Raw genomic sequence first — 11,746 nt, forward strand, 5'->3', positions numbered from 1 at the left:
CCCCAATGTCGGAGGGGGGTTGCCTCTTGCCTCGTCTCAACAAGCAATTTAAATTAAGAACAGCATAATGTCTTTGCCGGATAGTTGTTTCAGCTTAGGCATATTCTGGCTGTAACTCAAATATAATCTGTAGAGAAGGTTTGGCAACTAGGCCGAACTTCCTGGGGTCTTCTCCCTCTAAATGCAATAAAATAGCTTCTTGGAGATTATTAACCACCTCATCTAAGGTATTTCCCTGGGTGACAATCGAAATTTCCACGCATTCACCTACATATCCTTGTTGTTCACCAGAACGAATAATTGCGGTAACTTTTGGACTTAATTTTGTCATAATTGCTCATGTTTATTTTTTGCTTATTTAGATTTATGGCAATCGAGCAAGGGACTGGTCATTGACCCATTCTAACTGACTTTTGGCTCTTCTAGGTTCTGTGTGATAAGTTTAATTGACATAGGATCGATCGATCTTTGTGTCCTTTGTGTCTTTGTGGTTCGTTCCACCCCCTCGCTCTTGAGAAATGTATCTTAGAATACATTTTACCCACCAAAGCTGGGAGAGCCGACTTTTTCCTAAGTTGTCAAATTCATCTAGTTTTCTAGAAATCTCGGCCAGAGCCGAAAAAATCAGCGACAATGATATAAATGGAGTTATCAACACAAGTAAAGCGATTATGACTGTAGCCACGACGAACGCCCGAGATATTTTCCGCTCCGCCTACGAAAACCGTTACACTTGGGATGAAGGATTCCCCGGTTACACTGCTGATATTATCCTCACCCAAGGGGAGGAAGTCCATACGGGCAAAATTCAAGTTAATGCCGATTATAGTGTGGAAGTAACGGGCATTGATGACGAGAAAGTGCAAGAAAGTATCTATAATCAAATGCGCGACATCGTTACTCACCGTAAAAGAGGCAATTTTGAGGCTTCCCACGGCAAAAACCAGTTTAATTTTGGGCAAGATGATCCCACCGGTGCGGTAGAAATTCTTGTCACCGGCGATGCGATGGGGTCTAATTATAAAGTCCGCGGCCAGGAAATCTGTCAAGTCAGTCGAGTCATGGGACCGATGGCTTTTACTATTAATACCGAGGAAAGTCTCGATACGGGAGAAGGTTATATTTCTATTCGCTATAATGCCATTTTCCGCAATGCTAAAACCGATGAATTAAAGGGAAAACGTGACTTTAAGGAAACCTACGAAAAAATCGGTAATTATTATTTACCCTCCTGTCAAGTGATTAACGCAATCGATGTCGGTGGCGAAAAATCCACCACAGAATTTACTTTTATCAATCTACAGCTTTTAGAATCTTAAGGGTTATCCCCGCCCAAAAAGCGTTAGGATTGAAGTAACTACACTCTAATAAATCTCTGACCAGAAGCTGATTATGTCTTTAACACTGACTCCCGATAACGTCGAAAAAGTCTTAGATGAAATGCGCCCCTACCTGATGTCCGATGGTGGTAACGTGGAATTAGTCGAAATCGACGGGCCAGTCGTCAAAGTGCGTCTTCAAGGCGCTTGCGGTTCCTGTCCCAGTTCCACCATGACCCTAAAAATGGGCATCGAACGTCGTCTCCGGGAAATGATTCCAGAAATTGCCGAAGTTGAACAAGCTTTCTAAATCTTGGGTTAATTAATTCTCACCACCGCCCGATTGCTAATTAAATTAGCGATCGGGCATAATATTAATTATATATTTTTTTCTGCAAGATCGATAAAATTACAGAATTAATTAAGGTAAAAAGTATCTTTTTTAGCCAATTAACCAGCCAATTAAACATTAACATATACTCGAAAATTTTTATTAAAACTCAAAAATTATGACGGAAAATATCCCCACCATTGTGGTCATGCACGGCGACCAAACTGGAGAAGAACTATTACTAGAAGCCCTGAGAGTATTGCAACCCTCGATAATTCGTCAACCGCTTAACTTTGCCGATTTTGATCTTAGTTTAGCCCAACGTCGCCAGAGTAACAATCAAGTGGTTCACGAGGCCGCTGAAGCGACTCTAAAAACCGGATTAGCTCTCAAAGCTGCCACCATTACCCCAGAAATTAAAGGAGATGTGGGCAGTCCTAACGCTATTTTAAGAGAAGCAATGAATTCTCAGGTAATTCTCCGCATCGGTCGCCGTATCCCCGGTATTCGTCCGATTGGGGGCGTTTATTCTCCCATTGCCATTGTCCGCATGGCCGTTGATGATGCCTATGGGGCCAAAGAATGGCGAGAAACCACTGCCACCGGCGATGAAATTGCCTATCGCACCTCGCGCATTTCTAGGGCTACCAGTCGCGCTGTGGCCGAGTTTACCTTTCAACACGCCAAAAAAACCGGGGCGCGGGTATTTGGCGGCCCAAAATTCACCGTTAGTGCCACCTACGAAGGGATGTTTAAAGAGGAATTAGACGCGGCGGCCCAAAGACATCCAGAAGTGCGTTATCAACCCCTGTTAATTGATGCAACTTTTGCCCTACTTTTACAAACCGACGGCGAAGCTTTGGTGATTCCGGCACTTAATCGCGATGGCGATTTATTATCCGATTTTGTCTTGCAACTCTATGGCAGTATTGCCGGGGCCGAAAGTTTAGTTTTGGGATTTGATGAGGAGACATTAGCGGTTAAAACTATTATGGCAGAAGCTCCCCACGGCACTGCCCCCGCTTTAGAGGGCAAAAATATCGCTAATCCCATGGCGATGATTTTAGCCTCGGCAGCTTTGTTAGGTTATATCGAAACTAGCGAGGCGCGCAAAGCTTCTCGGGCAATTTATGAAAGTGTCTTTGAAACTATTCACGAGGGCAAAAAAACCCCCGATTTAGGGGGCCAAATGACCATGAGTGAGTTTACCGATGAGGTGATTCGTCGCGTGGTCAGTAAGTTAGAAGTTTGGTCTGCTTTGGGGTAAACGAACTCATCTGATTGCTCTCTTAACAGGAGTTTGAAGAAAGGGTAATCCCAAAAAATAAGAATTGTTGCAAAGGCCTTGCTTTTGTTTGTTTTGCGGAGAAATAACAGCTACCTTTGAAGTGTATAGTAGAGTCCCTTTGCAGGATTAGAATAAGGACAATGAAACTACAAACTTTGACAAAAACTCTGACTATTGCTCTGATTGGTGTAGGACCTGCCTTGACCTTACAATCACCGAGCCAAGCTCAAACCAGATTCGAGTGTCTTTTACCAGTGACAGGCCCCCATGTGGGAGTTCCCACAACCTATGTCAAAGTCGGCTCTAATGAACGCAAACCTGTGATTCGTTGGGTTTCTCGTTATTCTAGCGGTTCCGGTTACACTCCCCAGCAACGGTGTCTAGAAGTAACTAAACGATTCAATACCCTTGACGCTCGACCTAGAGGAATTGATATTATTACCACTGGCTATCTCAATGGTCTGCCGGTCATCTATTCCCCTAGTCATGGACGAGAACGGGCAAATAGCAGTAACCTATTATTTACCCTCAAGAGAGGGGAAGACGCAACCGAGAAAATCCAACAGCTATTCGACCTCCGGGAGACAGGCGCCGTCGAGCCTTTGTTTGAAAGCTCATCGGATTCTGTCATTGTCTATTTCAATAAATTCCTAGAAAATGCTCCCGTGGAAACAAATCTGGCTACTGGTTCGTCCCCCTCTCCACTGCCGGAGACTTCTCCCGAACAACCCCCCCAAAAACCATCGGGCGGTTCTGTTTGGTAAACTTTTATAGTTCTATAGATAAGGTAGGTTGGGTTGACGCAAGGAAACCCAACGCCCGCTGTTTGGTAAACTTTTATAGTTCTATAGATAGGAGCATAGTGATCAAGTGAGTCGGCCTATAAAAAGAATTTTGGCTGGTGCGGGCAGTTTATTATTGGGACTGTCCACACCTTTGCTTGCTGTCCAAAGCTATGCTCCTGCTCTGGAACCTAACCAGGCCAATGCCTATAGCTCTCAGCAACTTTCAGAACAACAGCTGCGTCAGTTAGCCAGAGCAATTACTGTTAAGGTGTTATCAGGGCAAGGCTGGGGTTCGGGCATTTTAGTTGAAAAGCAGGGTTCTTCCTACAAAGTCCTCACGAATGACCATGTTTTAGGGCGGTATCGCTATCGGGGTTGGCAAATACAAACCCCTGACGGCAAGATACATCGGGGTGAGTTGGTCAGAACAGTTCGCTTGAATGATTATGATTTAGGCTTAGTTTCTTTTCGCAGTAGCCAAGTTTATTCTATTGCTGATTTGGCTAATGTCGATGATCTCGCTATCGGAGATGAAGTTTTCGCCGCCGGCTTTCCCTACGATGGCGATCGCCCGACTGAACAAGGATTTACCTTCACCGTGGGTAAAGTGTCGCTTTTGAGTGATAAATCCTTTTCGAGAGGCTACCAAATCGGCTACACCAATAAGATTAAAAATGGTATGAGTGGCGGACCGCTGCTGAATCGGCAAGGTAAAGTTATTGGTATTAACGGGATTCATGCTTATCCTCTCTGGGGTAAATCCTACGTTTTTGCTGATGGAACAGTGACTTCACCAGCACTGTGGGAACAAATGAGTCGATTAAGTTGGGCGATTCCTATCGGGACTTTTTTACAATCGGGGTCATCTTCTCCATCTGCTTCCAGTCGGCAACGGCCCGCAGTGTCACCCCCATCGCTTCCCACCCATAGAGAACCCACTTTCTCGGAAGATTTTCCTTCTCCATCCTCGTCAACCCCAAGAGAAAAGAATCCCGCTCCCACACCACTCTGGTAAATTCCACTCAACTGTATTTTTAAACCAGAATGAGCAACAATTTCTTGAAAATTTCCGCCGCCCTAGTTAGTATAGCGGTGTTTGTGGTTTCTCCTCAGATTGCTAAGGCATCAACAACTGAGCAGATAGAAAAAACTGCTGAAAAGATTACCGTTTTAATCCCCTCAGAAGAAGAGGGGGCGAATGGGAAAATTACTTCTAATGGCTCTGGATCAATTATTGCCAAAGAAGGAAGGGTTTATACTGTTCTTACTGCTAGTCATGTAATCTGTAAAGATGCTAGAGATGCCTGCAAGTTCTATTACGATCAACTAAAAATTATTACCTGGGATGGTAAGAAATATCCGCTCGATTACAATAGCATCAAAAAATTACCCGGAGTAGATCTAGCTCTCGTGCAGTTTCAGAGCGACCAAAATTATCAGTTAGCGACCTTGGCTAACTATCAAGTAGCTGACGAACAATTTATTTTTGCTTCTGGATGGCCCGACCCGAAATTTATCGGCAAGCGGAAACGATTGTTCAATCTGGGGAAAGTGCTACCCAACGCCATTACGCCCTTGCTGAAAATATTTCCTCCGGAGTTGGGGTATGAGATAGTTTATACCAGTGTCACCTATGGGGGCATGAGTGGCGGTCCATTGTTGGATCTCAATGGACGAGTCATCGCGGTTCACGGACAAAATGAAGCCGAAAAAATCGAAAAGGTTCCCGTGCCAATTGGCTTTAGTCTCGCTATTCCCATCACTACTTTTTTGAAATTAGCACCCCAGTCTGGCATTCAAGGGCAGATAAATGTCGAAAGTTCGCCTCCCAATGCCTTATCTTTGCGAGAAATTGGTGATGAATTATACAAGGCTTTTGAAGTTCCCAATAATAACGATACTAATCCCCTAAACTGGCTTAATCAAGGCAATAAAATGTGGCGGTTAGGACAATTAGCCCTCGCCTATGCCGCCTATGAAAAAGCCTTGCAACTCGATGCTCAACTCTATCAAGCTTGGTACGGTAAAGGTCTGGTCTTGACCTACTGGAAACGCTCCCAAGAGGCGCTGGCCGCCTACGAACAAGCTCTCAAAATTAATCCTAACTCCAATACTGCCAAAAAACTGCGAGACAATGTCCAACAATCTTTAGAGGGAAGAAATACCCCTTCTCTAACTCCCTCACAGCCAACCACCGCGCCCACGGTGGAGCCTTCACCACAGCCCTCTAATCCGAGAAGACTATGGTGAAGTGAGCAGGGAAAATGCGGGTTAGCGAGTGGCTTCCACCAATGCAGCTAAGGATACTCCAACGGCTCGTATGTCTGCGGGGATATTGCTGAGAAATGCTTCGTTACTGGCTGAAATCATCGCATTATAGGCCTGCACCGCCGCCAGCAATTTAACTGGATTAACCGTATTATCTGAGGTTAATCCTTCTAATCGGTTCAATAAGTCTTGAATAAGATCTAGCGGTGCGCCTGGTACAGTGCTAAGAGCAGCAATGACAGCATTGATATTATTACCCGCCTGTGCATCCCCGGTTAAGATGCTCAGTAGCAATTGCTGAATGGCTGGGGGAATCGGGATACCTGTGGGGGAGGTTAAATTATTATCAGCTAACTGAATATTCAAAGAAGCGGCCGTCTGATTAACAGAGATTTGAGCCGGTTCTCCCCCCTGAAATCCCAATCCCGTCACCGTGGTGGTGATGGGGATAGTTTGACCGGCAAAATCACTGGTGGAAAGAATTGGTCCGGTGATATCGGATTGGTTGCCGGTTTGCGCCATAACGGGAGAGACTAGGGAATTGGTCAGCAAAACCGCCGCCACTAGGGAAACTTGCCAATTAGTCAACCATTTCATCAACATGGTCTTAATCCTCATTCAAAAAACTAAGTTACACAATATAAAAACCGACTAACGGGGGAAAAAGTAATTGTAGCCGATACTCATGACGAAGCGAGCGCCGTCCCCGGCATTCCCCGTTAAATCAGCACCCGCAAGGTTAACCGTCAAGGGGATTTTCGGGAAAGGAATCAGAGAAATACCCGCATTTAAATCTTGACCCGACCATTCGACAATGGCCGAGACCGGTTCAACTATTCGTAAACCCGCACTAGCAAACACACCCAGGGAATTTACCCCATCTTCGATGGCTCCTTCCGAGCGAAAACGACCACCACCAACACCCAAAGAGAGCGTCAATTGGCTAAAGGGTTCTTTCGTTGTTTCTGTTAACTGAAAAAATTTACTCACCACCCCGTAGATACTGCTACTGCCATCTGTCCCACCCCAGTTAATAGCGTTTTCAAATCCTAGGGCCACAGCAAAACTTTCTGGCAGAGAACGGTGAATTTTAAAGCTAAAACTGCCCCGTCCGGCATTATCACCAAAAAGGCTCAAAATCGCCAGAGTTACATCTAAACCGACAATTTTCTGGGGGTCTCCCAAACCACCCCCTAGGGCTAACCCACCATCTGCTTGATTGGTAAAACGGGTTCTCGACTGGAAACCGAAACCACCGAAAATCTGCCCAAAAGTCGCTCCAAAAGCGCTGGGAGTAGAGATACTGCCACTAGGAGTAACCACAAATTCCGCCAGTTTCGCAGAAAGGGTTTGTTGCCTTAATTGCGGTTCCTCAATCAGAAACTCTTGACGTAAACGCTGCAATTCGGGGGAAACATTGGTATCAACGGGGGTAGATGCTTGCGCTTGCCATTTTTCGACTTCTGGAGAGTTATTATCCCCTGCTGGTAAAAGCTGACTCGCTCGCGTTGTCCCTAGATTCGCCTTCCATTCTTCTAGGGTTGAAATTGTCCCGGTCTTTTCTGTTGCTAAAGTATCGAGGGAAGATTTCTCTGGCTTATTTTCTAAGGATGAGGGCAGATTACTGTCGGCTAATCCCTCTGTTGTCGAGAAGGAATTGGTGGTCAGAATTCTGTCCGTCCTCTCTAATTCCACGGGGGAATTAATGGTAATTTTTTCTTGGGATACCCGAATAGAAGCAGCGTCAATGTCTAAGGGGGAAGGAATGGCTTTCACCCCATCGCACAGTATGGCTGTACCCAAACAGGAGGTAATGAAAATTCCTCCAGAAAATATGTGTCTCATCTGGCTGTTTCTTTTGGCTTTTTTTAACAACACTTCCAGCTTTCCTCACAGACGAAGTTAATTTGCAAGAATTGTAACTGATTTATTCTTAGATAGCAAGTTATCAAAGTTGCGTTCTCTGTATGATAATCATTGCTTAGGGACTTGAGTGGGAATAATATCCCAATTGATCGGAGGGCGCAAGCTTTGCGCCCCTACAGTAACGGATTTTGTCCACAATGTAGGGGCGAACTGCGTTCGCCCAAAAGGTACATTATCAAAGCGCAGGTCCCTTATCATTGGTAGGAGTCTTGCTAGGCAAGGCTTTGAAGACTATCTTTCTGGAAAGAAAATTATCCCTACAGAAACGAGAAGAACCATCTTTCCTTTGCCAGTGTCTGGAATTGTCAATTCGCCTACCCCATCGGCATTACTGAAGAAAATCCTTGTCCTCACTGAAAGTATGGTTTAAAAATTTCCTTGATTCTTTTTGTCCCTAGTCTGCCTAAATGAAGTGTAAAAAATTTACCACCTCTATTCTTGGCTTCGCCAGTTGTGGTGCCACTCCGTTCACGAGTCAAATAAGCGGATTATATTGCTAGAACTAAAAAAAGCGGGTTGAACCCCGCTTGTAATCAACAACTAAGCTAATTTAAAGGCATCTCGCCAACACCAGCGCAACAGGGTAAAAGCGATTAAACCTTTAACCACTTCTAGAAACCAGTAACCAATCTGCAAGGACATCATTTCTCCCGACATTCCCGACGCGGTAACGGGAGCCAGTAAACCCATAGCACTCAGATTGGGAGTGAGAAAATAGGTGTAAATTAGGGTGATTACGAAGAGAACACCGGCAAATAGAAGCGATCGATGTTCGGGGAGATGGATTAAGGTATGATAGCGGTGGAAGACAACAAAGCTACACAGCACAATCGCCGCACAAACTAATTCCAGATGGTTAAAAATGCCAAATAGCAAGTAACCGGCACTGGCAAAGCCATTTTGTGTCATCATGCCAGCTACGGATAAGCTGGGGAGAATGATTAAATCGATGACGAAACTGGCACTTAACCAGAAACCGAGAACAACCATGGCTAGGGTTGTCCAATTAAACCAAGACCGATAACGCTCAACAAAAGTTTTCATTAGGCTTGCTCCTCCTTGCCCTTCTAACTTAATTGTAAAGAGCGTTCGCCAAAGTTTTGGCCAGTTTTTTGCTAATTCTTAGCAATTCTTATCAATTCTTAGGAGAGCAACTTAGTTTTCCGGAAGGGCAACCAAACAATACCGCTCTTACTTCTAGATTTGGCCACCCGCTCGGCGCAGAATTGTAAAGATTTATCAACAAGTGTTTATAAAAACCTTTAAATATTGACCAAGGTGACGATTCTAGACTTACCCTGAAACAATAACTGACTATCTACGGGTTTACTGTTATGGATAAGGATTTTCGTAACTATCGCATGGTTTGCACCCTCACCTTCGGAGATATTTACGGACAAATAATCGTTTGGTTAATCGTTATTTTTCTTACTCTGGCTTCCACTCTAGCTCTTTGGAGTAGCACTAGACAAATTTTTGCCCTCGCTACCGTGGGGTTAGTCGTCGTCCTCTCTTTGCCTTTTTTACTCTTTGCTTTCGTTACTACCCTCCTCAATCATATTGAATTCGTTCCCATCGAAGCGGAAACCAACATTCGTCGTGGTCCTGTCCCCGGAGTTAGCGGCAGCCGTGTACCCGCAGCCAGCTAAATCCGACCAAATCTCCAATAAATAATCTAGAGACGTTGTCAGCAACGTCTCTAGCAGTTTTTGCCCTTGTTTGCGTCGGGGTTTCTCGTTCTTGATTTTTGTTAATTTTTGTAAATTTAACTTGTTTTTAAAAACTTTTTCTGTTAGGGATTATCCAAAGAAAAATAGATGAAGCCGAGAAATTGTCAAGAGAATAATCTTGTTTGCTGCCTGATCCCGGTCAATGATAAATTTTTAAATACCTAGTCTTTTACATTTTCCCAACTCTCGGAGTGATCCCCGATGTTAAAAAATCTCTTTGGTGGCAAAAAATCTGACTTTTACCTAGAACTAAAAGAAACCGATGGTGAACAACAAGCAACAGCAACCACGGCAGCAGCCGCACCTATTGTGGAAGCGCCCGCACCTGTTGTGGAATCTGCTGCCGCCCCTGTAGCCGAGAAAAAAACCCAAAAAACTTCTATTAAGAAAGAAAAGCAAGTAAAAGAAACTCCCGCCGCTCCTGTGAGCGCACCGGCACCCGTAGCCGCTACTAACGGTAAAGTAGAGCCGCAAGAAGTGGAATTTGCGACAAAATACTTGATTACTCCTAGTATGTCTCGCCGTCGCCCTGGTCCAAGTTTGAATGGTTTCAAAGACATGGCACGCAAGGCGAAACTACCTGCTAACCGCGGCTAAATCCCCTCGGATTGCTTTCTCAACAAAAAAAAAGGAGAGTCAAAGAAAGCTCTCCTTTTTCATCAGGGTGCATCTACTGACTCAAGTGTAGCAGAGAGTTTTTTTGAGGTTGGTTATTTAGGTTACTGCCTAGAGTATTTTGGCGATAATTATCACCTGTCTTCTTGGGCAATTTTTAAAACCTAGGACTAGGTTGACTGGTGGACGGGTGCAAAATCAGCATTCATATTCTTGATTCAGCAACACCATTAGGGATTAACTTTCGCCGCTCGGATTAGCCAACCGATTACCCCACCCGTAACACCACTGAGGATCGAACTGAGCGAAGCGGTGATCACCACTACTCCGATCTGTTTCCAGTTTTTCAATTCTCCGACTTTTTCGGCGAGATCGGTGGTTTTTCCCGCCGCGTTCTCTATAACTTTAACTCGATCGCTTAAACCCTCTATCTTCGCGTCTAGGGTTCGGATATCGCCTTTAATTTCCGACTGCCCTAACTCTAAATTCTTCTGTCCGTTTTCCAGGGTGGTTAGTCGGTTTTCCATGGTGGTTAGTCGGTTTTCGATCGCCTTTTGTCCGTTGGCAATACCGATGATTAAATCCTCTAGTCTTTTTAAATCTTTTTCAGTTGCGGCTGTCATCAGTTAAACTCCTATTTAGTTGAATTTTTCTTGCCCAGATTCGATACTTTATTGATTGCGGATAACTTTCTCATTATCAATTTCCCTCCCAGATTTTTAAATAGGCATTTTCCATATTTTCAGCGAATTTTTTCCCTTGCCAGAGGGGGGCTGTGTCACGATTTCCTAACAGTTGATGGCTGATGTCTTGACGAAGGGAGCGATCGAGTCCTAATTTTACTCCCCAGTCGATATATTCTGCCTCATTCCAGCCAATTCCGGCTTCAATCCCAGCATTAATCATAAAAGTATAACTATTGCGGGCGGAAAATTGTTCTCCTACCAATGTAACTAAAGGGATTCCTTGCCATAAAACTTCTAAGGTGGTGGTAGCGCCATTGTAGGGATAGGTATCTAATACCACATCGGCAATCTGTAAATTAGCGCGATGGGTATATTCATCTATATCTCTCGGTAAAAACCGCAATCTTTGGGGATTAACTCCCTCCCGAATCGCTATTTCAGTAAATAATTCTTGAATTTTTTCAGTCTTACCGACTCCCTTAATCAGAAAATAACTATTAGGGACTTGTGCGATAATTTTCATCTGAAGTTTAATAGTATCAGGATGGCGTTTCATGCCACTTTGTACGGAAAAATAGATGGTAGCATCGGGGGGAATTTCTAAATCTTCTCGACGTAGATTGGGAGTGCCGATTTCAAAACCATCCACTGCTAAATATGTCTCTGGTAAACGATAGATTTTTTCTCGATAATATTCCTCCGCTTGCTGGGGTAAAACGTAGGGATCGGCGATATAATAATCAATAGTTGCTAATCCAGAAGCATCCCAACCTAACCAAGTCACTTGTTTTGATGCCA

Annotated in this window: 13 protein-coding genes and 1 pseudogene; 8 read left to right on the forward strand and 6 right to left on the reverse strand. The window is 44.3% G+C overall.

The window, feature by feature from the left end:
* Positions 1 to 94: 94 nt before the first annotated feature.
* Positions 95 to 331: a type II toxin-antitoxin system HicB family antitoxin gene (locus MICAI_RS14180; RefSeq protein WP_008203246.1), complete on the reverse strand. Its 237-nt coding sequence runs from the start codon at positions 329 to 331 to the stop codon at positions 95 to 97.
* A gap of 340 nt (positions 332 to 671) precedes the next feature.
* Between MICAI_RS14180 and MICAI_RS14185 the strand changes: the two genes are divergently transcribed.
* The 6 genes from MICAI_RS14185 to MICAI_RS14210 all read left to right on the forward strand — a co-directional run bounded on the left by MICAI_RS14185 (position 672) and on the right by MICAI_RS14210 (position 5,973).
* Positions 672 to 1,319, forward strand: coding sequence for a DUF3386 domain-containing protein (locus MICAI_RS14185; protein ID WP_039900206.1), 648 nt, complete (start codon positions 672 to 674; stop codon positions 1,317 to 1,319).
* 73 nt (positions 1,320 to 1,392) lie between these two features.
* On the forward strand, positions 1,393 to 1,629 hold the full coding sequence (locus MICAI_RS14190; RefSeq protein ID WP_002783516.1) for a NifU family protein: 237 nt from the start codon (positions 1,393 to 1,395) through the stop codon (positions 1,627 to 1,629).
* Positions 1,630 to 1,828: 199 nt separating this feature from the next.
* Positions 1,829 to 2,917 carry an isocitrate/isopropylmalate family dehydrogenase gene (locus tag MICAI_RS14195; RefSeq protein WP_008203250.1) on the forward strand — a complete coding sequence of 363 codons (1,089 nt, stop codon included), beginning with the start codon at positions 1,829 to 1,831 and terminating at the stop codon, positions 2,915 to 2,917.
* A 161-nt stretch (positions 2,918 to 3,078) separates the two neighbouring features.
* Positions 3,079 to 3,702 carry a COP23 domain-containing protein gene (locus MICAI_RS14200; RefSeq protein WP_008203252.1) on the forward strand — a complete coding sequence of 208 codons (624 nt, stop codon included), beginning with the start codon at positions 3,079 to 3,081 and terminating at the stop codon, positions 3,700 to 3,702.
* Between the two features lie 106 nt (positions 3,703 to 3,808).
* Complete coding sequence (locus tag MICAI_RS14205) at positions 3,809 to 4,738, forward strand: S1 family peptidase (RefSeq protein ID WP_008203255.1); 930 nt, start codon at positions 3,809 to 3,811, stop codon at positions 4,736 to 4,738.
* Between the two features lie 29 nt (positions 4,739 to 4,767).
* Positions 4,768 to 5,973, forward strand: a complete 1,206-nt coding sequence (locus MICAI_RS14210) for a tetratricopeptide repeat-containing S1 family peptidase (protein ID WP_008203257.1) — start codon at positions 4,768 to 4,770, stop codon at positions 5,971 to 5,973.
* A 21-nt stretch (positions 5,974 to 5,994) separates the two neighbouring features.
* On the opposite strand, the gene MICAI_RS14215 is transcribed toward MICAI_RS14210, so the two are convergent.
* The 3 genes from MICAI_RS14215 to MICAI_RS14225 form a co-directional block, all read right to left on the reverse strand.
* Complete coding sequence (locus MICAI_RS14215; protein WP_008203260.1) at positions 5,995 to 6,594, reverse strand: hypothetical protein; 600 nt, start codon at positions 6,592 to 6,594, stop codon at positions 5,995 to 5,997.
* Positions 6,595 to 6,642: 48 nt separating this feature from the next.
* Entirely contained in the window at positions 6,643 to 7,869 is a 1,227-nt protein-coding gene (locus MICAI_RS14220; protein WP_008203262.1) for a hypothetical protein, read from the reverse strand.
* 588 nt (positions 7,870 to 8,457) lie between these two features.
* Positions 8,458 to 8,961, reverse strand: a complete 504-nt coding sequence (locus MICAI_RS14225; RefSeq protein ID WP_008203264.1) for a hypothetical protein — start codon at positions 8,959 to 8,961, stop codon at positions 8,458 to 8,460.
* A gap of 290 nt (positions 8,962 to 9,251) precedes the next feature.
* Between MICAI_RS14225 and MICAI_RS14230 the strand changes: the two genes are divergently transcribed.
* Together MICAI_RS14230 and MICAI_RS14235 are read left to right on the forward strand one after the other, a co-directional pair.
* The gene (locus MICAI_RS14230; protein ID WP_002735918.1) at positions 9,252 to 9,566 is read left to right on the forward strand and encodes a hypothetical protein; all 315 of its coding nucleotides are present in this window, start codon (positions 9,252 to 9,254) and stop codon (positions 9,564 to 9,566) included.
* A gap of 282 nt (positions 9,567 to 9,848) precedes the next feature.
* Complete coding sequence (locus MICAI_RS14235; protein WP_008203267.1) at positions 9,849 to 10,244, forward strand: hypothetical protein; 396 nt, start codon at positions 9,849 to 9,851, stop codon at positions 10,242 to 10,244.
* A 248-nt stretch (positions 10,245 to 10,492) separates the two neighbouring features.
* On the opposite strand, the gene MICAI_RS14240 is transcribed toward MICAI_RS14235, so the two are convergent.
* A complete protein-coding gene (locus MICAI_RS14240) occupies positions 10,493 to 10,885 on the reverse strand; it encodes a hypothetical protein (protein ID WP_008203269.1) in 393 nt (130 codons plus the stop codon).
* 76 nt (positions 10,886 to 10,961) lie between these two features.
* Positions 10,962 to 11,746: pseudogene (locus MICAI_RS14245) on the reverse strand (hypothetical protein); the annotation flags it as partial.

Source organism: Microcystis sp. T1-4, assembly GCF_000297435.1.
In the GTDB taxonomy this organism is placed as follows: domain Bacteria; phylum Cyanobacteriota; class Cyanobacteriia; order Cyanobacteriales; family Microcystaceae; genus Microcystis.